Source organism: Cohnella phaseoli (assembly GCF_003386235.1).
Lineage (GTDB): Bacteria > Bacillota > Bacilli > Paenibacillales > Paenibacillaceae > Cohnella > Cohnella phaseoli.
The window spans coordinates 23,789-49,216 of sequence record NZ_QRDZ01000020.1 but is presented as its reverse complement, the minus strand read 5'-3'; the positions used below and the strand labels follow the sequence as shown (position 1 = coordinate 49,216).

Annotated in this window: 15 protein-coding genes; 3 read left to right on the top strand and 12 right to left on the bottom strand. The window is 55.5% G+C overall.

Features of this window, described 5'->3' with window-relative positions:
- Positions 1–31: 31 nt before the first annotated feature.
- Genes DFP98_RS22980 through DFP98_RS22960 form a run of 5 tightly spaced genes read right to left on the bottom strand, consistent with a single transcriptional unit; the run spans position 32 to position 5,681 of the window.
- Positions 32–988, bottom strand: coding sequence for a zinc-dependent alcohol dehydrogenase (locus DFP98_RS22980; protein ID WP_116062957.1), 957 nt, complete (start codon positions 986–988; stop codon positions 32–34).
- A 55-nt stretch (positions 989–1,043) separates the two neighbouring features.
- Complete coding sequence (locus DFP98_RS22975; protein WP_116062956.1) at positions 1,044–2,051, bottom strand: zinc-binding dehydrogenase; 1,008 nt, start codon at positions 2,049–2,051, stop codon at positions 1,044–1,046.
- 21 nt (positions 2,052–2,072) lie between these two features.
- Positions 2,073–3,758, bottom strand: coding sequence for an ABC transporter substrate-binding protein (locus DFP98_RS22970; protein ID WP_246016655.1), 1,686 nt, complete (start codon positions 3,756–3,758; stop codon positions 2,073–2,075).
- 41 nt (positions 3,759–3,799) lie between these two features.
- The gene (locus DFP98_RS22965; protein WP_116062954.1) at positions 3,800–4,705 is read right to left on the bottom strand and encodes a carbohydrate ABC transporter permease; all 906 of its coding nucleotides are present in this window, start codon (positions 4,703–4,705) and stop codon (positions 3,800–3,802) included.
- 19 nt (positions 4,706–4,724) lie between these two features.
- A complete protein-coding gene (locus tag DFP98_RS22960; RefSeq protein WP_246016654.1) occupies positions 4,725–5,681 on the bottom strand; it encodes an ABC transporter permease in 957 nt (318 codons plus the stop codon).
- 227 nt (positions 5,682–5,908) lie between these two features.
- Here DFP98_RS22960 and DFP98_RS22955 point away from each other — a divergent pair, with 227 nt between their 5' ends.
- On the top strand, positions 5,909–6,766 hold the full coding sequence (locus DFP98_RS22955; protein WP_116062953.1) for an AraC family transcriptional regulator: 858 nt from the start codon (positions 5,909–5,911) through the stop codon (positions 6,764–6,766).
- Positions 6,767–6,786: 20 nt separating this feature from the next.
- Here the strand turns inward: DFP98_RS22955 and DFP98_RS22950 are convergent, their stop codons facing one another.
- Positions 6,787–7,983, bottom strand: a complete 1,197-nt coding sequence (locus DFP98_RS22950) for an SGNH/GDSL hydrolase family protein (RefSeq protein ID WP_116062952.1) — start codon at positions 7,981–7,983, stop codon at positions 6,787–6,789.
- 406 nt (positions 7,984–8,389) lie between these two features.
- Between DFP98_RS22950 and DFP98_RS22945 the strand changes: the two genes are divergently transcribed.
- Together DFP98_RS22945 and DFP98_RS22940 are read left to right on the top strand one after the other, a co-directional pair.
- Complete coding sequence (locus DFP98_RS22945) at positions 8,390–13,894, top strand: discoidin domain-containing protein (RefSeq protein WP_181917882.1); 5,505 nt, start codon at positions 8,390–8,392, stop codon at positions 13,892–13,894.
- A 143-nt stretch (positions 13,895–14,037) separates the two neighbouring features.
- Positions 14,038–14,487, top strand: a complete 450-nt coding sequence (locus tag DFP98_RS22940) for a hypothetical protein (protein ID WP_116062950.1) — start codon at positions 14,038–14,040, stop codon at positions 14,485–14,487.
- Between the two features lie 343 nt (positions 14,488–14,830).
- On the opposite strand, the gene DFP98_RS22930 is transcribed toward DFP98_RS22940, so the two are convergent.
- The 6 genes from DFP98_RS22930 to DFP98_RS22905 form a co-directional block, all read right to left on the bottom strand.
- Entirely contained in the window at positions 14,831–15,112 is a 282-nt protein-coding gene (locus DFP98_RS22930) for a hypothetical protein (protein WP_246016653.1), read from the bottom strand.
- Positions 15,113–15,265: 153 nt separating this feature from the next.
- The gene (locus tag DFP98_RS22925) at positions 15,266–19,177 is read right to left on the bottom strand and encodes an S-layer homology domain-containing protein (protein ID WP_181917881.1); all 3,912 of its coding nucleotides are present in this window, start codon (positions 19,175–19,177) and stop codon (positions 15,266–15,268) included.
- 113 nt (positions 19,178–19,290) lie between these two features.
- On the bottom strand, positions 19,291–21,891 hold the full coding sequence (locus DFP98_RS22920) for a winged helix-turn-helix domain-containing protein (protein ID WP_116062948.1): 2,601 nt from the start codon (positions 21,889–21,891) through the stop codon (positions 19,291–19,293).
- Between the two features lie 214 nt (positions 21,892–22,105).
- Positions 22,106–23,005, bottom strand: a complete 900-nt coding sequence (locus DFP98_RS22915; RefSeq protein ID WP_181917880.1) for a nucleoside hydrolase — start codon at positions 23,003–23,005, stop codon at positions 22,106–22,108.
- A 2-nt stretch (positions 23,006–23,007) separates the two neighbouring features.
- A complete protein-coding gene (locus tag DFP98_RS22910) occupies positions 23,008–23,841 on the bottom strand; it encodes a sugar phosphate isomerase/epimerase family protein (protein ID WP_116062946.1) in 834 nt (277 codons plus the stop codon).
- Between the two features lie 125 nt (positions 23,842–23,966).
- Positions 23,967–25,337: an ABC transporter substrate-binding protein gene (locus tag DFP98_RS22905; protein WP_116062945.1), complete on the bottom strand. Its 1,371-nt coding sequence runs from the start codon at positions 25,335–25,337 to the stop codon at positions 23,967–23,969.
- Between the last annotated feature and the right edge of the window lie 91 nt (positions 25,338–25,428).

Here is a 25,428-nt window from a genome sequence, read left to right as displayed (position 1 = left end):
CCGCCTCTTCGCCTCCTTTTCCATTCTTCGCTCACGGCACGAAGCAAATCTTGATAGCCTCTTGATCGCGCAGCAGCCGAACGGCCTCCCCGTAAGCCTCCAACGGAAGCTCCTTGGAAATCAAGGGCCGCATCTCCAGCTTGCCTGCCACGATAAGCTCCAGCGCATACTCTGCGGATTCCCGAAAATGACCCGGGTAGCCGATGACGCTCAGCCCCGAATGGTTCAGGACATAATCCTCCCGCTGGACGGCGAACAGCGCGACCGCTTCCTTCGTATGGTCCATCATGTAACTAACCGCAGCCGGGTATCCGACACAATCGACGGCGATATCCGGCGCCCCCGCCTCCGTCCGAGCGGCAAGCTCGTCCGATCCGGCTTCGTACGTCCGGTCTGCGCCTAACGACTTCGCCAGATCCCGTCGCGATGCGAGAGGATCGATGCCGACGACCTCCGAGGCCCCTTCGGCCTTCAGCATCTGCAAGGCGATCAGGCCGGCCGGACCTAGCCCGTTGACCGCACACCGTTTGCCTTCTATGCCCAGAGTGCGCTTGAGCCGAATAATCGTTCCGGCAATGCACATTGCCAGCTCCAGCGATACGACCTGCGTGTAATGCAGCTCCTGCGGCACCTCGATCACGTCGGCCTCGTCCATGACCACGTATTCGGCGTAGCATCCGGGACGAAGCTGTCCCGGATCGCGCCATGCGCATACGGTTTGACCGACCGCGAGCCTCGCTCCTTCGCCCGCGGACGCGATCGTCCCGGTCATTTCATGTCCGGGCTGCCCCGGAATATAGGGAAAGGGGACTGGCCCCTGATGGGCAAACATCGGCTTGCCGTGATAGATGTGCAGATCCCATTGCGGACACGTCGTCACCGCCTTCACCTGGACCAGCACCTGTCCCGGACCCGGCTCGGGAATCGGCACGCGGACGACCTCCGCCTGCTCCTTCCCGCTTATCACGAGCGTTCTCATTGTCTCCATGCCATATGGCTCCTCTCAATCTCTCTCTCAAGCTGCCGCTAGTTCCGGCAATTCGTTACGATTCCGATACGCCTTCCCAATCCAGCAGGACGCCCAGACAAGCTTCGCTGCCTCCGCGGATCAGCTCCCACGCCTTCTCCGCCTCGTGCGCCGGATAACGATGTGTGATGAGCGGCACCGTCTTCAGCCAACCTTCGCGAATCGCCTGTATTGTCGCCTCCATCCTCGGTCCCGTCCAGCCCGAGGGAGTATGCAGCGTAATCTCCTGCTCCCTCAGCTTCTGAATATCGACGACGCCTTCCGTGCCGAGATAACCCGCGGACACGAGATGGCTGTCTCGCTTCATCAGCGACTGCAGCTCTCGCACACTCTCCATCGCGCCGACCGTATCGACGACGATCGCCACGGCCTCGCCCCGCAGCGCCGAGCCAGCCGTCTCCCGCCGCATATTCACCTTGCGAACCGACGCTTCCGCCAGTCCAAGCCTGCCGTCATGCCGGCCGAGCATCGCGACCTCCGCGCCGCGATGGGCCAGCGTCTGGGCGGCCCAATGTCCGACAAGCCCGTCGCCGATCACGACGGCCAGCTCGCCCGGCGCAACCGCGGGACGCATCCCGCAGTTGTAGCCGACTTGCGCCAGCACCAGTCCGGCATAGGCGGACATGGATTTATCGTCCGTCTCGTCGGGCAGCTTCCACACCTGATCGGCGCCGGAGACGGAGGGCTGAATGTGGCCGGCTTCGGCAAAATACAGCCCGGAAACGCGGCTCATCGCCACGAACACCCGGTCTCCCTCCCTTAGCCCTTGCACGGCACGCCCAACCGAGCGCACGATGCCGACCTTCTGATACCCGGCCGCATGCGGGAAGGGCCAAGGATCGCCCTCCGCATACGGCCGTTCTCCGGCAATCCGCTCGCCGCGCAGGAACGAGCCTTCCGTTCCCGCGCTGATCCACGAATGCCGCACCTCTACGACGATGTCATCGTCTCCCGGCTCCGGAATATCGACCGTTTGGAACGATACGCGATTCCGATCCGGGAAGACGACCGCTTTCCCTTTCAATGCGCATTCCCCTCATCCGGTTTATTTTTTGGCGTCGTACGCCTTCTGATAAAGCTCCAAATAGCGGGCCAAGTTCATATCGTTCAGACTACTGACGTAGGCATCCCATTCCTTGTCGATGTCGACATCGCCTGTAATGGAGCGGACAAGCATCTCATTCGCCCGGTTGTGCAGCGTCAGCTGCAAATCGGCGATTTCCGAAGAATCCTCGTCGGACAGATAGAGCGGCGGCACGATTTGATCCAAGCCTGCTTTGTAAGGATCGTATTTCTCTTTGGTTTCGGTATACAGCATTTTCTCCAGCGGATTGGTCGGATCGTCGACTTGGCTCAGACGAAGCGTTGACGGATTAAAGATCGGACCGGACAAGCTCCAGTGTACGTTCTGCACGTTGCCCCAAGATTTCAGCGCCTTCCACACCGCTTGTTCGCCGTTGATGCCGATCTCCCCGTCCTTCGCCCACTCCCACTCCGAGCCCGGCTCGCCGTAGGAACTGCGCAGCGTCGTTTCGGTGTTGTACATAAAGTCGAGCAAGCGGAATGCGGCTTCCGGATTTTTCGCATCCTTCGTTATAACATAGGCTCCCGTATTCAGAACTCCGTATGGGTCGTATGGGGTTACCTGTACGCCAGCCGGTCCTTTCAATGGAGGCACCGCCACGTATTCCAGCCAACGTCCGCTCTCTCCGAAAAATTGGGTAAACTCGCCCATGTGCAAAGTCGAGACGGCGCCTAGAATCGGCACGTCCGGATTTTCGCCCAGCTGCTTCAGTTGGTTTCCGTCCTGCGTCAATGCCTGGGCATCCATCAGCCCATCCGCGTACAGGCGACGCAAATATTTGAGTCCTTCCTTCCACTCCGGCTTGTTGTAAGGAACCTCGATCTTGCCGTTATTGGCCGTCAGCCAGGACATCGGGGAATAGGTAAATGAATTGAGCAGGAAGTTATGGACCTGTGTCAAATAACCGGTCGGCGAGCCGGAAAACGGAATTTCGTCGGCTTTGCCGTTGCCGTTCGGATCCTTTGTCTTGAATGCCTGCAGCACATTGTAGAACTCCTCGGTTGTCGTTGGCATGGCCAAACCAAGCTTGTCGAGCCATGGCTTGTAAATCCACATTTTCTGCATGAACATCGCATGGAAGCCTTCGTTCGGAGCCGGCATCGCATAGATATTGCCGTCCGGAGCAGTAATCGTATCCTTCACGTAAGGCATCGCCTCGAATATCTTGTTCGTTTCCGTGCCGTATTGCTCGATCAGATCGTTAAGCGGCCGGAACAGGCCCTGGCTGCCGAAGATCATCTGCTGCGCCGGAGAAATCCCCATCGTCATAATGACGTCGGGAAGATCCTCCCCGCTGGCCAGAACCAGATTCAACTTCTCCGAAGCCGATTTCTCCGGCAGGATGTCCCATTCGATATGGATATTGGTCTTCTCCTCCAAATACTTCGTGAACGCATTGGTGGCGAAATCCTCGACGAGCGAGTTGGCGTGAGTCATAATCTTGATCGTTGTTTTCTCTTTCGTGATCGGAAGCTCCCCCGGCCCCGTAACGGAATCCGCATTGCCGGACGAAGAGGACTCCGGACTGGCGGCGCTTCCGCTCGGAGGCAGCGAGCTGCCGTTATTGCCGTTATTCCCGGTGCAAGCGCTCAAAACCAACGTCATTACAAGCATTAAAACGACCGTAATGCCTAAACCTTTCTTCAAAATAAAACACCCCTTATATGAATTGTTTTGTGATACCGTCTTCAGCCTTTCAAGGAACCGATCATAACGCCTTTAACGAAATGCTTTTGTACGAAAGGATAGATGATCATCAGCGGCAAAGTCGCCACCACGATCAACGAGTATTTAAGCAGATTGCTGAGGCCCTCCCGCTTCGCCGCGCTCTGCACGTCCACGACTGCGGAAAGCATGTTCATATTGATGTTGTTCTGGATCAGAATTTCTCTGAGCACGATCTGCAGCGGGTACAGCCCCTGACTCTTCAGGAAAATAAACGCGCTGAAATACTGGTTCCAATGACCAACTGCATAAAACAGCGTAATAACGGCGATGATCGGCATGGATAGCGGCAGCACGATCTTGCGAACGAAGGTGAAGTCGCTGCAGCCGTCCAGCTGCGCGGCTTCCAGCATTTCCTCCGGAATCGAGGTTTGAAAATAAGTCCGCGTTATGACCACGTTCCACACGCCCAAGGCGCCCGGCAACAGCATCGCCCAGACCGTGTCGAGCATGCCGAGATCTTTCACCAGAATATAGAAAGGGATAAGCCCTCCCGAGAACATCGTCGTGAAGACGAAAAGAAACATGAAATAGTGGCGCCCGTACAAGTCCCTTCTCGACAGCGGGTACGCGGCCAACACCGTCATCGTCACATTGATGGCCGTACCGACCGCCATGTAGAACAGGGAGTTGCGAAAGCCGGACCAGATCAGCTTGTGGTGGAACACCGCCTTATAGCCGTCTAGCGTAAAATCGACCGGCCATAGCCAGACGCGGCCCGACACGATGGCTTCCGAGCTGCTGAACGAAGCGCTTACAATGTAAAGAAGCGGATATAAGACTGACAGCAGAAACAGCGATAGAATCGAATAATTGATCACGGTAAACCAGCGGTCGCCGCCAGAATCCCGAATCGCACGGTTGTCCAAGCGAAACTCTCCTTTCCCGTTACCAGAGGCTCGTCTGTCTCGTCTTGCGCGCGATCTGGTTCACTGCAATGAGCAGCGACAGATTAATGACGGATTTAAACAATCCGATAAGCGTGGAATACGAATAGTTCATGCCCGGCGAATTCAGCGCCACCTTGTACACATAAGTATCGATAACCTCGGAAGTTCTCATGTTTAGCGAATTCTGCATCAACAATATTTTCTCGTAGCCGACATCCAGCATATGACCCATATTGATAATCAACAGAATGATCGCAATCGGCAAAATGCCCGGTAGATCGACATGCCACATCCGCCTCACCTTACTTGCCCCGTCGATGACGGCCGACTCATGAAGCGCCGGATCGATGCCGGCGAGCGCCGCCAGATAGATAATGCAGCTGAAGCCGACCATCTGCCATACGCCGGACCATACATAGATCGATTGAAACCATTCGGCTTTGGCCATGAACTGAACCGGTTCGAAGCCCAGCCCTTGGATGACGTGGTTGACCATCCCTTTGCGCGGATCAAGAAGCTCGAAGATGATGCCGACCATGACGACTACCGAGATAAAATACGGCGCATAGGTGATCATCTGAACGCTTTTCTTGAAGAACACGCTGCGAACATAGTTCAGGCTCAAAGCCAAAATAATCGGGAACGGAAATCCGGCAATCAGGCTGTAGAAGCTGATCGTTAACGTATTTCGCAACAATCTCCAGAAATCGTAGGAATGGATGAATCGGTCCAGATGCTTGAGTCCGACCCATTCGCTGCCCCAAATTCCTTTGGTCACCACATAGTTTTTGAACGCAATTTGCGCCCCGTACATCGGGATGTAGCTGAACACGATAATGAAGAGAACGGGAAGCGCCAGCATGAGATAGAGCTGCCAGCCTTTGCGGATTTTGCTCCATGCGGACTGGCCGTTCCCACCGGCAGGGGATCTGTGGATGGTCTGTTCGTTTTGCACGGTTTTCTCACCCCCCTTCGTTGTCCGGACGACCGGCGCTTAATGTAAGCCTTTACAACCCTGCCATCCTATTATAAACTCGTACTGTCATTATGTATTTGCATTACATGTTCTTGTTTCGCTAGAAACCCCATTTATTTTGTTTACACGCACACAAAATTCATTATTTTATTTGTACTAAATTGACTTCAACTGTTTTTCTCAATTTAAGGGAGGCTGTTTACGCCATGCATATCCGCAAATACGGCAACATTACCCTCACCTCTCCCCAGCGCTACGAGAGCGGCGGCATTCACCCCTATCATCATGAGATTCTGTACATATCCTCAGGCGAGATCCAATTGAGTTGGCTGAACGAGGTTTATGAGACGAGGGGGCCGGCGCTTTTTTTCCTGACGCCGAACACTCCGCACCAACTCACGAAGATTTCCACCCAATACAGCTTTCTGTTCATGGAAGCCGACATTCAGCACGATCCTTTCCTCAACCTGTCGGAGATGATGCGTTGGAACACGCTGCAGTGCGGGATGCAGGCTCCTTCCTATGCGTTGTCGGCGATTATCCAGACGATGAACCTGATCCGCAACCATTTCGAATCCGAGCTCTCGACGCATACCGGTCTGATCAACCAGTTGGTGACGGCGGAAATGCAAAAGGTGGTGCTGTTGGTGCGGCATATCGTCACCCAGTCTCTGCATACGGCCAAACCCGACAAGAAGCTGCGGGCGGAGTCGGACGACGGTGTCAAGACCGAGACGGAGGAGGCGGTCGACATGCTGATGCATTTCATGGAATCCTACTACCGGGAGAACATCACCCTGAAGGATCTAACCGACCGGATCCACCTTAATCCGTCCTATCTGATCCGGGTGTTCAAGCAGATGAAGGGCATGACGCCGTTCCAGTATTTAAACAACCTGCGGATGAACGCAGCCATCAGCCACCTGGAAAACAGCGAGCTGTCCGTACAGGATATCGTCAAGCTGACGGGGTATCAGAGCATTCATTATTTCAGCCGAGTGTTCAAAAATACGTACGGAGTCAGCCCGACGATATGGCGGCAGAACCATCGGACCGTCCCGTAACTTCATGCAGCGTTCATCGTTCAGGGGACAAGCAACCCCGTTATATATTGGGCATACCAGCGAATCAGAAAATCGTTCGGATGATTGATGTTGTTGCCCGTCATATCCGCAAAGAGCTTGTGTTTCAGCAGCTCCTGATGCACGCCGGTCAGATCGGCCACCACAATTCCTTCCCCCTCGAGTCGATCGATCGCCGTCTTGTAATTGGGCTGCTGCTTGAGAAATTCCGTTTCCGGATTAGGAAGGCTTGTGCTTACGACAATGAATTCGACGTCGGGATTGGCGCTGCGGATCTGATCGACGATGTCTTGAATATTGCTGCGAAATTGTTCCGGCGGAACGTCTAAGGTTCCATCGTTCATACCGAATGCGAGGATGACCAAGTCCGGACGGCGCTCCGCAACGAGCGCCCTCGCTTCCGCTTTGCCCCAGGCGGAATCCTTGCCTCCGACGGAAGAATTCTCGAAGATAAGCTCGGAAGCGTAATTCCGCTTGAGCGCCTCAACCAGCAGCTCGCCCCAGCTCGGCAAATAGGGTGCCGCTCCCGTTATTCCGCTTGCATTCTGCCCTTCCGCGATGCTGTCCCCGTATAGGATCAGTTTTAAAGGCTCCCCTGCCCGCAGCCTGCCGAGGGCTCTCTTCAAGGCCCGTTCCGCAAGGGACGGAACCGGTCCTTTCCATTCGTTCGCCCTGTGCGTATAGGTCACGCTGACCTGCTGCTCATGAAAAAATGATCCTTCTCTGTAAAGAACGTACCCGCCTCCTTTTTTGGCGAAGTCCATTCCTGGGATGTGCGTGCGAGGGTATAGCCGGGACTTTTTCATCACGGGAATGCGGGAGCCTTCCGGCAGCTTGAGCTTTCCATTCTCGAATAACCAATCCACGCCCGGCTCATAGACGATATCTTGACCCGCATTCGTAACGGAGACGATTTCCAGAGGGGTAAACAGCAAGCTCGCTTCCGGAGGTTTTTCGCCATCCGCCACCATGAGAAGCGATTCCCCGTACATCGTGGTCCCTTTCCAGAAAGGGACCAGTGCCCTTTCAACCGGATCGGGGATGTCGGAATAAGTAGCCCCGGTCCTCTCCTTCTTTAGCTGCAGATACAGACCAACGGTCGCCGCCAGCAGCAAAAGCGCAAGCATGCCAGCGACGGCCATCCGCCGATTGATTCCTCTCCGTTCCTTGCTGCCGGCTAGCTTGTAATCCCGTTTCATTCGCCCGGTCGCTCCTTTCTTTCCCGTCTAAAGCAATCATAGATGAAACGAACGACCGCGTATTTACCTCACATGTTGCAATTAGGAGAATCCGGAAATTCAAAACCCGTGCCAGGCTTCATCTGACAGTTAAGCGCTTGTATTTTTTTGACCTTGCCTTTTCCGGCAGGAGAGGTTTCCGAAAAAGCAGATTCTTTTGCCAAACCTTGCGCAAGTCGATGGAGTGCAAATCCTCCTTCTTCTGATGATCTTATTAAGGAGAAAATTCTCTTTCAGGAATTAGCCAACAACAATATGTCGTGTAAATACTTTCGAATTCGACACGTCTATAATAAAGCTCAACATCATGTAAAGGCTTACATCAATCAGTTACAGCAATCCGAACAACGACTTAAGGAGGAACATGATGAGGAAAAGTTTAAGCATGGGTCTTACCTTGCTGTTGAGTATGATGCTGTTGGGGAATCGCGAGGTCTACTCCCAGAGCTCGGAATCCGTATTAAGTGCGCAGTCCGGTCCAACCGGCTTCGAGCCGCGGATCGGACTGCTCGCCGCCATTCCGGACATGTGGAGCTTCCCGGATTCGGCCATCCGGGACGTAGCCGACGCGGGCGTTGACGTCGTGGAACTGAAAGCGGTGGCCAACGACCCGCTGGCGCATCCGAATCCCGGAGGCGACGGCGTCATGAGCGCCAAAGGCACGTACGACTTCTCTCTACTCGACGCACAGATCGACCGTTGGGAGGCAAAAGGCATCCGGGTCGTGCTCGAGGTGACGCTGAACGGCTCGTTCCGGCAAGATTGGTGGCCGGAGTATTATGCCGATTACGTGGCGGAGGACGGCTCGATTCTCCCGAATCGCTTCAACGTCTATGTTCCCGCGCTGCAAAACGGCTACGACAGCTTTATCGAAGCGGTGGTCGACCATTACGACGGGGATGACGGCGTCTACGGATTCTACATCGACGGGCCCGGCTACTACGGAGAAGTGGAAATGCTGACCGACAATTACGCGAGCCCGAAGTTTTACAGCTACGACCCGCATGCCAAAGCGGCCTTCCGCTCCTATCTTCAAACCGTCTATCCGAGCGTCGCCGCGCTGAATACGGCCTGGGGCTCCTCGTATACCGGCTGGGGCGACGTTCAATCTCCATTGCCGGACTACTCTCTCGGGGAGGGCGAGGTGGATCTGCGGCAGAGTTGGTCGGACTTTGTGACCTGGCGTCATACGTTCCTCTACGACGTCATGGAGAGATGGCTCTCAACGGCCAAGAGCGCGACGTCCAAGCCGCTCGGCATCAAGATCGGCGGCGCCAAGATGGGCTCCAATCCGAACTCCGCCGCTTTCTCGGCGTCCACGGCCGATTTGCTGAAGCTGCTGGCCAGCGGCGGGCATCCCGCCTTTTTCGACGACACGAACAATGAGAACTTGAGCTCGATGCGCCACAGCACAACGATCGGCAGCCATTACGGCGTCAAAATCTGGGGAGAAGGCGACGGCGGCATCCCGGCCGTCTCGTACAATCAGCAGCGACAGAACGCGGCCAACCTGTTGATGTCGGGCGCCGATACGATGCACTACGCCTACGTGGAGTGGCTGTTTAAGGGCTTCGATTGGGGCACCGCCTCCTGGACGGGCGGCTTCGAGAAGACGAAGGACTATTATTATTGGAAAAGCCTGAACGAAACGGTTAAGCAATATCGGCCGGACTACGAGCCGAGCGAGGTCGCCTTCTTCCAATCGCACCATTCTTCCTGGTATCGGGGCGGCGACAAGACGAACCGCGACGTCAGCCTCGTCTACGATGCCGAGATGACGCACGGCGCCTACGGCGCGTACGCTTCGTGGGCCCGCTATCTGACGACGCCGGATGTCGTGGACGAGCAGCTTATTCTGGATGATATTTTGAGCCGCTACAAGGTGCTGATCGTGCCGAATACGTCGAGCACCGTCACGCTGGAATCGGTCGGAGACAAAATCAAAGCATGGGTGCAGGGTGGAGGCAAGCTGGTTACGTTCGGGGAAGGCGCGCTCACGTATCAGATCGACGAAGATCGTCGGCTCGTCTCTCCGACTCCGTCAGATCCCTCCGGTTGGAGCCTCGGCCTTAGCGGAGGCACGGCGGCAGCGGCGACTTCCAGCCGGGAATGGCGCGTTGCCGATAGCAAACCGGCTTGGCTCTCCTCGCTGACGACGGCGGACGCAGGCGAGCTGCCCGCGATCGACAAGGCCTTCGTCTCGCTGGCGGCGGGAGCCGTTCCGGTCGTAGAGGACGGAGACGGCAACGCGCTCGTCGTCGAGTATCCGTACGGCTCGGGCAGCGTGCTGTTCACGACGACTCGCGTACAGAACAACGCCTTCTTTAACGAGATCATGCCGAACATCTTGTCCGACTTCGCAGATTCGGCCGGCGTCGCGCGGCCTATCCGGTTCGAACCGACCGTTGCGGCTGCCTATACGGGCACCGACGCGGCCAGCGGCAGCAAGCTCGTCGTTTCCTACAGCGGCAAAAATCTGATGGATTCCCAATACGACGAGGCAGGCGGAGTTCAGCAGCGGATCGAGTTCTCCCCCTCGCTGACCGGCAGCGCCGAGGTGCTGCAGTTCACCAAGTATTACGGAAATCCGTCCGTCGGCTCTCCCGGCGCGCGCGACACGATGACCGACGCGATCGCGACGACGGTCACTCTTCCGGCGGACGTCACGCACTACCGGTCGGCAAGTCCAATCCCCATCTACGATGTGCAGACGACGAACCAGCACGGAGATTACCCGCGCGAGAACATGATCGACGGCATGATCGGCGGCGAAGACCACGGCTTCTGGGCCGGCACGCCGACCGCCGTTCAGACGATCATCGCCAATGTCGGCAAGGAACGGGTCGTTCAAGCCGTCGTCATCGAGCCGCGTCAAGGCTTCGGACCGAAGAACGCGACGGTCTCGGTGTCGAGCGACGGAACAAGCTATACGGACGTATGGAACGGAACGCTGCCCGACGAACGCCAGGTCGTCTATTTCGAGCGGCCGATGCGGGCGCAGCTCGTTAAGCTGTACGTCACCTCCTCGTATTCTCCGGACGGAACCGTACAGATTCGCGAGCTGCAGCTGTACGGACCGGAATCCGAGGACGATTCCAAGCGGATCGCTCCGGCCAGCGCCACCGCCTCCTCGCAGGGGGGTGGCTCCCCCGTCTCGAACGTCCACGATTTGCGGGAGGATACGTACTGGCGCAGCGGAGCTTATCCGACCGAACCGGCTCCTCAGTCGATCGTCTACGATTTGGGCGCGAGCCATCGCATCAACCGGGTCGAAATTCAGCCCGTGCCGAATGAAGGGCCGAAGGATATCGACATTCTGCTGTCCACGGACGGCAGCAGCTACAGCTTCGCGTATACGGCGACAAGCGCGAACGGCGGACAGCTGCATACGTTCAAGCCGACCGAGGCGCGTTACGTCAAGCTGAACATCCGCTCGTCCTACGGCTGGAGCGACACGGGCATTGCCGAGATGGCCGTCTATGCGACCGGGGCCAAGGAGGAGGAGGATAAGGAAATTGCGGCGGCAACGGTGCAAGCTTCCAGTACGCTAAGCTACTACGCCTACAATCCGGCCAAGACGCTGGACGGGGTGAAGGATTTGCCGGAGGAGGGCTTCTGGGTAAGCGGCAAGCCGGCTGCCTCCGCCAATCCCCAGTGGCTCGTCTACGATCTGGGCAGTCTTCGCACACTCGGCATGGTCCGCATTTTGCCGCGAGAGAATTATGGGAATAAGGACACGGAAATTCTGGTGTCCGCAGACGGAATCCGTTATACGAAGGTGGCCGACTACACCGCCGCCAACGCTGCGCAGAGCCGGTCCTTCGGCCGGACGGACGCGCGGTTCGTGAAGCTGCTGTTCAAGTCCGGCTACGATGCGGGCAGTGTGCAGATTCGGGAGACGGAGTTTTTCGGACCGATTGTCCCGGGCAGCGACAATCGTCTGCCGATCGCGTCGGTAGTCGCCTCTTCCGAGGTCGCGCCCTATGGGCCGAGCCGCGTCGACGACGGCGTGTACGATAACGGCTCCGGCTTCTATGTCGGGACGGAGCCTTCCGAAAGCCAGCCTCAGACGATTACGGCCGATCTAGGCACAGTGCGGAACGTGCGGGCGATCGCGGTCGATTCGCGAATGGGCGCTTATCCGCTCGGTCCCGCCGAAGTCATCGTGCTGGGATCGGCCGACGGCGTCCATTACGACCGGCTGTCTGCCGGCTACTTGACGCAGGGCCGAACTGTCCTCGGCGTCGGGGAGGCGACGGCGCGTTATATTCGGCTCTACATGAAATCGTCCTACAGCGGCGACGGCACGAACCAGCTCAATGAGCTCGCCGTGTACGGCGATTCGGAAGATCCCGCGCCGGGTTCCGCCTATTACTCAAGCTTCAGCCCGGGCAACGCGCAAGGCTGGACGCTGATGCAGAGCCTGACCGGCTACATCTATTCCGATACGTATTACTTAACGGTGACCGGAGCGGACCCGTACTTGCACTCTCCGGACAACCTCGTCATCGATGCTTCCCGTTACGCTTACGTCAAAATCAGCATGAAAAACAACACGGCGGACGACTCCGCCGAGCTGTATTGGCTGAGGGACGACGACACTACGTGGGATCTGGTCAAATACCAATCGTTCGACATCCGTCCGAACGATGACGGCTATACCGAGTATATTATCGACCTGTCCGCAGAGCCGGAATGGAAGGGCGTCATCCGGCAATTGCGGCTAGCCCCGGCGAACACCGCCTCCAGCGGCACGATCGAGCTCGACTACGTCAAGGTCGACGCCGACGGCGACGCTCGGGTCGGGTACGAGGAGAGCGAAGCGATGACGCCGCTCTGGTCCTCGAACACGATCTATAATGAATCGGTTATGTTCGTCTCTCACGACGGCGGTCAGCCGGAAACGAAGCTGCACTATACGCCGCTCGATATCGTATCGATCAAAGACGCGTCGCTCGGAACGGAGTATATCGAAGAAATCGACTGGACGTATGATTCCACGTCCGGCAAGCTGAAACTGCTGCCCGGAACGAAAGCCGGCTTCATGACGACAAGCGAGCTGTATCCGACAGCCTATCAATCCGGCTGGGCGATGTATCGTCAGGGCTCCGGCTACATTCTGTACCGGGAGGGTACGGACATTACACGCAGGCAGTTGGCCGTCACGTACACGAAGTCCGAGCCTTGGGACGGCGTCGTTCCGCAATATGCGGGAGCCGACCTGCCGAATACGTCCGCCAAGCTGACCGCAGGTTCACCGCTAAAGGTCGCCTTGCTCGGGGACAGCATCTCCGTAGGCAGCAACGCTTCAGGCTATTCGGGCGGCGCGCCTTACATGCCGAGCTGGGGCCGCTTGTTCGTCCGGCAGCTAAGCGAGGCGTTCGGCAGCGACGTCACGCTGGCGAACAAGTCTGTCGGCGGCCAGGTGTCCGCCTGGGGGGCGGCGAATTCCAGCTTGATCGCGGCGGATCATCCCGATCTCGTCATAATCGCCTTCGGCATGAACGACGGCACTTATCAAGTATCTCCGGCCGCTTTCGAGAGCAACGTCAAGTCGATCATGGACGACGTGCTCGCCGTCAACGCCGACGCGGAATTCATCCTCGTCGCCACGACGCTGGCGCGGGAAGGCGTCTGTTCGGACGCGGCTTGCTCCATCGTATTGGCGGGTAACCAGGCGGACTATAAAGCGGCGCTGGACAATCTCGCAAGCACATACGACGGCACCGTGATCATGGACATGACCGGCGTTCATCGGGAATTGCTGCAGCATAAAGACTTTCTCGACATGACCGCCAACAACGTCAACCACCCCAACGACTACCTCGTTCGTTGGTACGCACAATATGCGTCAGCTCTGTTGATTCCTTGAAACCATTCCGGATAAAAAAAACCGCTCCGCAAGGTCTATGTCGACCTTCGGAGCGGCCCGGAATTGAAAAAACTATAACGTGCCAATTCACATTCAGGAACACACACCTTGCGGACCGCTCTTTCGGTCTGGCAGACCGTTACGTGGGCGAATCCGCGGGTTCGACCGCCTCTTACGGTCTGGCAGACCGTTACGTAGGCGAATCCGCGCTTTTGACCGCCTCTTACGGTCTGGCAGACCGTTACGTAGGCGAATCCACGCTTTTGACCGCCTCTTACGGTCTGACAGACCGTTACATAGGCGAATCTGCGCGTTCGACTGCCTCTTACGGTCTGGCAGACCGTTACGTAGGCGAATCCGCGCTTTTGACCGCCTGTTACGGTCTGACAGACCGTTACATAGGCGAACCTGCGCGTTTGACCGCCTCTTACGGTCTGAGAAGCCGTTACGGGAGCGGATTTGAGCGATTGAGCGTCTCTACGGTCTGCGGGACCCTTACATTCGCTCATTCGAACGTCCGACCCTTGCCTAAAGTCTGCAAAACCGTCCCTTTTAAATTGTATGGGCTGATCTTCATTATTCAACTTATATAGTCAGCTATTCGTAAATCAATTGGTCAGCCGTAGAAAAAAGAGACCGTATATTGATAGCAGCCTAAGTGTGCTTCCTTTTCCAATATACATTCTCCCTCTTATGCTTAATGCCATTTATCCAAACCGTCGCTTTTCCTTCGTCGACCTCAAACACAAAAATAACTTGATAGAGCCCCAATCTTACCCATTGTCCTTTCAATTTGCCTATCAATATGGGTTTGGCGGTAAGTGTGGGGGTAACATCAATCGGGCAAACGAATCCAGATAGACTCTTTCCTTCACATCCGGCGGGTTAGCGAGAATGCGGCTGAGTTCATCCAGTGAGGTTGGTGTCCAAAAAACTCTATATGTCTTGTCCAAGCTCGAATTCCTTAACCTTGCTGCGAAGATAGTCTAGTCCGGCTTCTCTGCCATATATGCGTTGACTTTCACGATCCTCGCGACTTTGCTCAACTTGCCGAATGAGATCGGCATCCTCCACAAGCGCTGCGATATCCAATTGCTGCAATTCAGCTCTTTCTCGCTTCATATTTAAATACCCAACAAAGTCGTACACTTCGAGCGCATCTTGTTCAGGAATTTGATCGATCATTTGCTTCAGTTCTTCCCGGTTTACACTCATCATGCTCACCGCCTCTTCATTCAAAATCGCCAACACTTTAATCCCATGATACTACAAGTAGTGAATATCTAAGACAGACTAGCGGTTCGGGGAAGTTCGTTAATCAAGAAACGTTTAACGTCTTTGCTCCCATGAACCGCAATAGCGATATGTTCTTCAATCTTGCAGCGAACGCCAGATCGTCGACACCGCTTCCGCGCGAGTCGCGTGAAGGCGAGGCCTCATCGTATTGTCCGGGTAACCGTTAAGGATTCCGCTTTCCGTCGCGGTAATAACCGCATCCTTCGCCCATGGCGAGATTTCGCTTTGATCCGCAAAATTTGTGCGGGCCGGTACGCTCTCCGATCGCAAGGCGTTCACGATCATCACCGCCATTTGTTCACGCGTAATAAATTCGTCGGGAGCAAATGTCCGGTCATCGTACCCGGAAACGATTCCGTGTGCGTAAGCCGTAGAGACGGCTTGCTCGGACCAATGGTTAACCGTGTCGGCGAAGGTCTTACCCTTCTTGTCGCTTAAACCTAGTACCCGTACCCATATCGCGGCGAATTCCGCCCGGGTAATCGGGCGATCGGGCCGGAAGGTGTCGTCCGCATAACCGCCGACCGCGTTAGCCTCCGCCATTTTCATAATGAACGTTTCCGCCCAATGACCTTGTATGTCCGTGAAACGGGCCGCGGGCTCCTCTTTCTCGACGGGGATCGCAAGTACGGCAAATTTCGTGAAATGGTTCATCGTCCCGCTAATCTCGCCCTTCTCCCAGTCCACTTTCCTATTGTCCAACGGCACCCACCCGCCGAGTTCTTCGTCAAGCCAGCAGAGACTGACCTCCGCGTCTTCTCTTCGTATCGATCCGGCATTAAATCGCAGGCTGACGGTCACGTCCCGGTCGAACTTTCCGGCTTGATCTTTGGTAAATTCGATCACCTTGCTCGCCAATCGTTGTCCGCCGGCTAAAGGAAGGGGACTCGTATCGCGAATCTCGTTAATCGATAGACGGAACAGGCGATTCATTGCCCCGGCGGGAATTACGATTCGGCCTCCCTCAAACTGCACCTCCCTGCCGTTCACGCCTATAGAGTAGACGTTGTCCGGCAACGCTGCTTCTTCATAGCCCCCCATTCCGGGGCTTGTTCCGCTCTCCGTCCGCTGTTGGATCAATCGGAACCGGCCCGCCACCGCGAACGCCTCGTTGCCCGCCATGTCCGCTGCCCGAATATGCAGATACCAATCTCCGTCCGCTCCGCTTTTCGTCAAAACGGCTTCGTTCTCGAACGATATCCAGCCTGCGGCCGGCGGCGATATGTCGGTTGTCCATGCATATTTCAAAGACGAGGCGTCCACGCGGCTTCCGCTGTCGCTTACCGTTGTCTGGACTGCCGCCGATGCGGAGGCGGTTTCGTTGCCGGTCGGGTCGAAGTCGACCGCAGGCGCCGTCTTGTCGATCTTAACCGCGAGCCGGTCGGATATCGTATTTCCCGCTCTATCCGCTGCTTGGAAGGAGATCGTATGTATACCTTCCTCCGAGAGCTCGATCGGCGTCCCGTTCGTATAGGCTTGCTCCGGACCTTCATCCAACGTATAGGCGAGCGCTGCAATCTCGCTGGCTCCCGCCTCGGCATACACGCTCACGGTTACGCTTGCGTTCGTCCACTCATCGCTTCTATAGGCGCTTCCGTCCGCCTTCTTCATCTCGATTTCGAGCGACGGCGACTTATACACGGTCAGATTCGCCAAACCGCGCATCGAGTTGCCCGCCAAATCGACGATACTGCCCAATTGAGCGTTATAGGACAGAGTAACCGCTGCCCCTTGCTCGAACGCATCCGCAACAATAAAGGTAAGCGTCTTCGTACCGTCGCCTTCTACATTCACAATGGTCTGGCCGATTTCATCGGATTCGATCGAGACTCCGGAGACGTCCGCAATGCGTACTTCTTCATCGAACGTCACAAGGATGCGATCTCCATATTCGCGCTTGATGATCGCGCTCGCAACCGTCGGCGGAGCAACATCCATCCCGACAGATCGGGCCGCTCCCCGCAAAGTCGGATAGCTCCTGCCTTCTTCAATTGTCCAAATCGTGTTGAAATCCCAACTGGATTCGAAAGTGGCTCGCCGCTTCATCTCCGCTGTCATCGTAGGAGTGCCTTTACCGGTATCTCCGTGACCGGATGTCTCGCTATCGTATGCGCTCGCAATAACCGGTTCGAAATTCCTCCCCACCAATCCGCCCACACTGCCGCCATTCGCCGTGACCCTGCCTACGGCGTAAGCGCGATTGATACCGCCGACATTGCGTCCCACCAGTCCCCCGACTTCCGAGCTGCCGTTGACGGAACCGGTACTATACGCGTCGTTAATCGTGCCTTTCTCATTGCGTCCCGTCAACCCGCCAACGGCAAATTGACCGGTAATACGGCCGGTCGCGAAGGACTGCCTGACGATGCCGCCAATATTGTTTTGTCCGACTACTCCCCCTACATTGGAATCTCCGCTGACGTCGACCGATGAATAGGCCTGTGCAATTGTACCCCCAAGGCTCTCGCCGACCAGGGCTCCCGTGGAATATCTCCCGCTGATAAAGCCGCCCTCAAGCCCTATGTTTCGCACGACGCCGCCGGATCCCAGGTAGCCGAACAGGCCGACGAAGTCGGCATCCGGACGGTTAATCCTAAGATTTTTAATCGCTTGATTCGCACCATCGAACTTGCCGGTGAAGGGCGCATGGTAATCGCTGCCGACGGGAGCAAAACCTGCACCGGTTCCAGAACCGGTCGCCCATATGTCGGAACGGCTGTCATCCGTCAACACGGCCCCGAAATCGATATCCCGGGCCAGCGTATAATCCGCGCTTACATTCATCGCCATCAACTGCAGTTGATGGGCGTTGCCGATCGTCCGCGACCATTCCGACCGCAGGAAGGGACGAGTGGCGCCGTCGATCATGAACCAGACATTCGTGAAATCCCAGGCGGAATAGCTGCTTTGCGTCAGAGCTTCCGCCACGGTGAGGGCGGTCGCCGTGCATGTCGCCCCCGGGTAGCCTTCATTATTGTATCCGCAGGCGCTGCTCTGTAAGGTTGTCTCCCGATCCCAGAAGCTATCGGTCAGCTCGCCGCCGTTGTTTTGCCCGATCAGCCCGCCGGCACGGACCTGACCGTTAACGAAGCCGGTGGCGTAAGACTCGCTTATTCCGCCGAAGTCGGTGTTGCCCGCCAATCCTCCGACATTGATTTGCCCGTTGACGTCGCCGATCGCATAAGAGCGGGTAACGATGCCGGATAGATTATAGCCTACTAGCCCCCCGGCATTATTGCCGCTCCCGTTCACCGTGCCAGCGGCATAGGATTGACTGATTTGCCCGCCCTCGTTGCCCCCTGCAAGCCCGCCGACAATGTCGATGCCGCTGACGGTTCCTGAAGCATGGGATTCCCTTATCGCACCGTCGTTGCGCCCAACCAGCCCTCCGACGTAGACGGGGCCGTCGACAGCACCGGAGGCGTAGGAAGCGTTCACCGTACTGCCGATTCCGCTGTAACCCACCAGCCCTCCGACGACTCCCTCGCTGCTGCTGACAGAGCCGGTAACAAAGGATGAAGCCACCTCGCCTAAATTGCGTCCTGCAAGGCCGCCGGTGTTGAGCTTGCCGGTAACGGAGCCTCCGTCGAGACCGACGTCTCTCACGATTCCGCCGGGGCCGACGATTCCGAACAACCCGACTAAATCGGTCGCGGGCCGATTGACGTTCAGATTACGAATGATATGCCCGGCTCCGTCGAACCCCCCCGTGAACTGGCTGGCGCTGTCCCCATTTCCGCCGATGGGCTCAAACCCGTTGCCGCCGTTCCAGTCGATCGTCTCCGAAGCGTCGATATCCGCCCCAAGTCTATATTGCGCAGTCAAATCGTTTCGTACAGAGTTCAGCTGCTCCAGAGTCATGACGATATAGGGATAACTTGCCGAACCGTCCCCTTGCATCGCGGCATCCGTGTCTGCCAAAGCTTGCAACGGGAAGGTTCCTATCATTAGAATAATGGTCGTTAGAATAGAGAGTACGCGTTTCATCCGATCCGTTCCTTCCTTGAATGAGCTCAATAGCGTCGATACAGAGCCCATTATATCGGAACGATCCGAACATCGAATCTAACCACGGTTATAGAGCCGGTTATAGACGAACGTTACCCTTGCAATTCTTTGCCTCTTTTGATCGCTTCCAAGCGGCTTTTCACCTGGAGTTTGCTGTAAATGCGATTGATGTGCGCTTTCAGGGTGCCCATGCCAATGCCAAGCGCCTTGATAATCGCCGCATTGTCCAACCCTTCCTCCATATAACGGAATATCGCGTACTCCTTCGGGGTGAGAAGCGTCTCCAATGCCGCCGATTCGTTCGGCGAGACCGCCGCTCCTCCGCAGCCTGAAATAATTTTGCGTACATAGGGGAGCGAGGGTGCGTCCCTGTCCCGGATATTTCCTTTTTGCCGTTGTCGGACGTATTCCGAGAGCAGTTCGGCGACTCGCTTGCCCTTGTCGACGAACACGCGGACATAGTCGTCGGGATTCGCGTATTTGAGCGCCTCTTCCAACGTAAGCAGCGCCTCCTCCGGCTTCTCCGCCTGCGAGAGCATAATCGCCTGGAGCACTTGAATTTCCAGCGCGTCCATCGGTCGGTGGCCTTTCACCGCAATCTGCAGCAGCTTCTCTGACAACGGCCACGCCTCCTGCCGGCGGCCGGTTTCCATCAACACTCGGACAAGAAAAATGTATACGAACAGTTGATAGACGGACACCGGATCGTCCGCCGTCAGCTTGTAACGCTCGATCCACCGGATTGCTGCCGACGAGTCTCCCCCGTCCAACCGAAGAGCGGCCATCTCCGCTTCGATCAGAATCGGCGCTGCTTCGGCGCCGTCCTCCCCAGCTCTCCTGACGGCCTCCTCCAACCATTTCTCGGCTTGCGACAAGTCCTGCTTGGCTCTGCTGATCCGCGACAGGAACAAGCTGGCGGGCACATAGACTTTCTCCTCCTGATAACGCGCCTGGCTGTTGCCCGCGAGCGCCAGCTTCAAATAATGTTCTGCCTGGTCCAACTCCCCCCGTTCGTACAGCAATTCGCCATAGCAGACCAGGATCGAATCCTGCAGGCCCATCAACGCCATAAAGTCGATCATGCTCAGAAAGAAGTTGTCCGAGAGTCCCCGGGGCAAATGTTTGCCGCGTTTGCCGTTATAGGAGCGATAAATGGAAGGAGCGAGCGGCATGTAGGGAGATGCGAAAATCAAATCGGTTCCTTGGGGGCTATGTTGAAGCGAGAGACGGATATAGTCCAGTCCCCGAATCATATCCATGTCGTACTGGGTCGCTTTGAAATTTCTGACGAAATACAAGTAACCCAAATAACGATTCTTCTCTGCCTCGCTCCAGCTTGCCGAAGCGGTCTCGTAATTCTGTTCGGCAAGCCGTAAATGCCGCTCCGCCAGATCCAGGTCCTGAACCCATAGCAACGAGAAAATATAGGAAAAAAAGAGGTAGGGATGCTGCATCAGAAGCTCCTCGGGTATAAGCGATAGCCACGCTCTCAACGCCTGGAACTCTCTGCGGATCATAATGCTCCGCATCTGTTCGAGCAAGCGTACGGCTTCCCCGTACTCCTGCCCGGCCAAGTAGTAATCCACCGCCTCCTCCAGCAGCTCCTCCGACTCGCACCATTGCGCAGCCGCGCGGAAGAGAGCTTTCGTTCTCCCGGGGGCGCGCCGTCGCTGCTCTGTCCTCAGAAACTCTCCGAACAGGTGGTGAAACCGGAACCAGACTTTGTCATCATCCAGCGGAATGACAAACAGGTTGCTATCCGCCAGTTCAGCCAGCTTGACCGATCCGTTCTCCCCGCCTGCCACCGTTTCGCACAGCGGCCCGCTCATCCGCTGAAGAACCGATATATCCATGAGAAATTGCCGCGTTCCCTCGTCCAAACCCTCGAAAACTTCCTCGAACAAAAACCTCTCGACGCTCTCGCCGTCCCGTCCGGCCAAGTCGCGCTCAAGCGATGACGTCCGCTTGCCGGATCGCAGAGACAGCGAAATCAGCTTCAGCCCCGTCACCCAGCCTTCGGTGGTAGCCAAATATCGTTCGATCTGCTCTCTTCGAGCCTCCCGCGCCAAGAAAATCCAAAAAAAATCCACCGTCTCCCGCAGGTCGAAGCGCAGCTGTTCGACATTCATCTCCTGAATCCAGCCCCGGCTGATCCATCTTGCTTTCGAAAATCCGGCTAAAGTACGACCGATGATGACAAGATGGATCGAAGGAGGCAAATACTCGAGAAAATAAGAGAAGGAGGCGACGATATCCTTATCGACGATAACGTGCCAGTCGTCCAAAACGAGGATCAGAGGCTCCCTTACATCGTTCAGTTCGTTCAGCAGAGCTACGAGAAACGGCTCATGTCCGCCAGGGCTTAAGGCAGCTGCCGCCTCCCGGGTTGAAGCGCGCAATCCGCCGAGCGCCCTCTCAAACGCCGCCATCACGTAGTTCCAGAATCTGGCCAGATCGTTATCTTTGTCGTCTAACGACAGCCACCCGACATCGACGCCAAGCTGCCGGGCCCACTCGGCGATCAGGGTCGTTTTGCCGTAGCCTGCAGGAGCGACAAGAAAGGTGGCTCTGCGGGATAATCCTTCATTTAATAGTTCGAACAAGTGCGGACGCGAAACAGAAGCGGAGAGAGGCTGCGGGATCTGCAGTTTGGATAAGAGCACCATAGAGTTATCGTTCCTTACAGAGGTCATCAGTGCCATCCTTCCTCATAGCGTTCTATTCTGATTTTATTATTTTACCATGATAGACGACGGATAAGAGACAGCCCCCTTGAAAGTAATAACGCTCGTCGTACCGCTTCCGGGAAGGAAGCTTAAACCTAACAAAGAAACAGACCTTCTGGCGGGAAGGCCTGCTCTTCTGCTCTTCTGCTCTTCTGCTCTTCTAAGACAATGCACCAAATCTTCACATATTAAATACTCGACTTAATAAGATTTCCTTAGCTTTTGGAACATTCACATCAACCGCAATACGCGCATTATCCTCCAATTCCGCCTGCCTTTGTCTGAACGGCGTGCGCAATACCGCCGTCAACCCTCTGGTCATCTCACCGTCCATCTCCACCGCAACCGGGACGGATCTCATGTTCAGAAGACCGGGATCAACGAGATAGGCAATCGCCAGCGGATCATGCAGCGTGACCTTGCCGGCAATACTCGTATGGAGCCATATGTCCATCAGCGAACACAGATATCGCTCCGCGGCCCCGCTGCAATGATAAATACGATCGACTTCATTCTCGGACAACACGCACTGAGCCGTAACGTCCAAACCCACGAACTCCACTCTGGCCCCGGAAGAGAGGACGATGTTCGCCGCTTCCGGATCGCACATGATATTGTATTCGGGGTAGACGGCGCCGAATGCGCCTCCCATCGCCACAATTCTCGAGCGGGCGAATAATTCCGGCGCCAGCTTGGCGGCAATTGCGATATTGGTGAACGGACCGATAGGAACAAGGACCGTATCCGGGTCCTCCCTTAAAGTTGCAATTATTAACTCTACGGCATGCAAGCTGCAATTAGGCGGATATGTCGTCTTAATATTCCGGCATTGGTGGGGAATGACCGTACTGTCAACTTTATTTCGAATGGGCTGCCCGATGCCCGTAGCCACGGGAATATCCGTCGCCCCCATGACATGCAGCAATTGCAAAGCCAGTTGCGCGCGCATTTCCGCATTTCTGTAGACGGTCGTGATGCCTGCGACCTCCAGTTCGGTCGACTTCAGCGCCAACGCAATGGCCAGGGCATCGTCGACATCGTCGCCGATATCCGTGTCTATCAATATTCTGGTTTTGCCCATGATTATATCCCTAGCGCTTCGCGCAAATACGAACGGGAGGATTGGGCCGATTGAAAATTGCATATTTGCGGATAATCGAGTTCCACGCAGATAACTGAATCGTAGCCGATTTCCTTCAGCTTCTTATAGATACCTTTGAAATCGACGGTTCCCTGCCCCAATGACACAAATCTTTGCATCGGCTTCTCGGGGGCGAGCGTGACATCCGGATCTACATCTTTGAAATGAATATATGAAATTCGATCCTTGTATCTTTCTATCGTTTGGATTTGGTCTATGCCGGCCAGTTGGGAATGGGCGGTATCGAAACAGAAATGAACATATTCCGGATTCGTATGCTGCGCAAACAAGCTTACTTCCGACTCGGTTTCAATCGTACTGCCCCAGTGCGGGTGCAGACACAAACGGATACCCTGCTCGTGCGCCAGCTTGCCCATTATCTCCGCTCTTCGTGCCGTCTCCAGTACATCCGTTGTGAAATTTCCCTCAGGCTTGCGCTTGGGCGCCTGCAGATTCATAATTTTGCCGCCCGTGCGCTTCAGAAATTCAATGCATCTGCGCGCCTTTTCCATATCCGAATCAAAGTCGGCTCCGAGGTAATGATAGATGGCGGTAAAGGTTAGCCGGTATTGATCAAGTATTGCGTTGAACTCTTCAACATCATTCTCGTATGCATCGAGCATAATGTTGAAGTTTTCCACGCCGGTATAACCCAGAAACGAAATCTCTCTGACGCCTTTCTCGAATTCTAGCTTGAACATTGCGGGGTCTTCATGACGTTTGAACTTGTTGAACGGATCCATATGCCACGTCCAGACGGTATACGATAGTTTCATCTGAGGCCCTCCATTATGATTTGATCGGGGCTATCCCATAAGCAGGCCAGCCTGTCGAGGTTAGATGCCCCGGGACGCCCCGGAATTTTCTTTCGGATTTGCAATAATCTGTAAGCTGTGAGAATCTAAGGCTGCATTTTTTTCCAATCGTCCTCCGTTAGTTCGGTCCACCATTCGAACCTATAGTTCCGTTCCTTGATAATCTTGTCCAACGCACTTTGAATGCTTCGGACGGCTTCTTCGGAGGTCATCTTTCCCGCTACGAAGGCCGGGACAGCCGATGAGAATGCCGTATTCACTTCGGCAGGCCAAATCCAGTCCAGATAAGGGGTCGTTTTCGGAATCAAGTCATTGTTCAATTTATCGATAATTTCCGACTTCAGCACATCCACGCCCTTTACAACCTGAACCGTCGGTTGATAACGAGAAATAATTTTGTTGGCGTTCTCCGGCCGCAATAGAAACTCAATGAATTTCACGGTATTCGACAAATTTCCTCTGTCCGCAAACGACGGTACTGCTATTCCTGTCCCCGGCCCCCCGAACGGCTGGGAGAATGCTTGTCCGCCCGCCGCCATGAGCGGAAACTCCATAATGCCAAGCTCGAAATCTGGCGTTTGTTCCTGCGTCAAATTGAACGTATGCGTATGCATCATCGCCGCCTTCTGTTGCAAGAATGTGGCCCGCATTCCGTCTCCGTCCGTTCCGAAGCTTTCGTTGGTCAGCACGCCTTGATCGAAGAAAGCTTTAATCCATTCGAACGCCTGCTTCTCGGCATCTCCGGCAAATTCTTTCTTCCCCGCCAGAAAATCTTGTACGCTCTCCGTCGCCTTATTGCCGGTAGCTTGCGCATACGTGCTCATGTAAAGGTTCGGCCAGAAGCTTGCGTCTTTCCCTCTGAATATCATCGGAAGAATGTTCTTCTTCTCTCGGATCGTCTTCGATGCGGCTACCAATTCCTCGAACGTTTTGGGCTCGTTTAACTGCAGTTCTTTGAAAATCGTTTTGTTATAATAGATAAATCCTGCCGAGGAATTGCCATAAGGGAATCCCCATAGCTTGCCTCCGATTTCATAGGCTTTCAACATGCCATCGTTGAATCTGTCCCGATACGGATCGAGCAACGACGTGATATCCATCAACATGCCGGAGGGAGCAGCGCTGGAATTGATCAAGCCGGCCCCCACCGTCACAAGATCAATATTCTCGCCGGACAGTTTCGCGGCATTCAGGTTTTGGGGTACTTCATTCCATTTGCCCTGCCAGCGGAGGTTCACCTTAATCCCCGTCTCTTGCTGGAACGCAGCGGCGACTTCATTCCAGGCATTCTCTTCCCCGTCATACATTCTTGCGTTGCCAAGAATCGTAATCTCCTGCTTCCCGTTGTTTGCAGGCGGATTGCTCCCCTCCTGCTTTCCGTTTGAATTCGATTTCCCGCATCCCGACATGACAGCAACAACGATAATGACCAACCATACAGCAATCCATTTTTTCATACTGCCCCTCCTCTAATTGATATAAGTTTGCAACACCTAAGAATCGAGCTATTTTAAAGCCTTCCGGCTCTAAAATCGTGCAAAGCTGCAT

Coding starts and splice junctions, on each gene's coding strand:
- DFP98_RS22905 (WP_116062945.1), bottom strand. CDS start 25,337: ATGAAAAAATGGATTGCTGTATGGTTGGTCATTATCGTTGTTGCTGTC.
- DFP98_RS22980 (WP_116062957.1), bottom strand. CDS start 988: ATGGAGACAATGAGAACGCTCGTGATAAGCGGGAAGGAGCAGGCGGAG.
- DFP98_RS22950 (WP_116062952.1), bottom strand. CDS start 7,983: ATGAAACGGGATTACAAGCTAGCCGGCAGCAAGGAACGGAGAGGAATC.
- DFP98_RS22910 (WP_116062946.1), bottom strand. CDS start 23,841: ATGAAACTATCGTATACCGTCTGGACGTGGCATATGGATCCGTTCAAC.
- DFP98_RS22920 (WP_116062948.1), bottom strand. CDS start 21,891: ATGACCTCTGTAAGGAACGATAACTCTATGGTGCTCTTATCCAAACTG.
- DFP98_RS22930 (WP_246016653.1), bottom strand. CDS start 15,112: ATGATGAGTGTAAACCGGGAAGAACTGAAGCAAATGATCGATCAAATT.
- DFP98_RS22925 (WP_181917881.1), bottom strand. CDS start 19,177: ATGAAACGCGTACTCTCTATTCTAACGACCATTATTCTAATGATAGGA.
- DFP98_RS22945 (WP_181917882.1), top strand. CDS start 8,390: ATGAGGAAAAGTTTAAGCATGGGTCTTACCTTGCTGTTGAGTATGATG.
- DFP98_RS22955 (WP_116062953.1), top strand. CDS start 5,909: ATGCATATCCGCAAATACGGCAACATTACCCTCACCTCTCCCCAGCGC.
- DFP98_RS22915 (WP_181917880.1), bottom strand. CDS start 23,005: ATGGGCAAAACCAGAATATTGATAGACACGGATATCGGCGACGATGTC.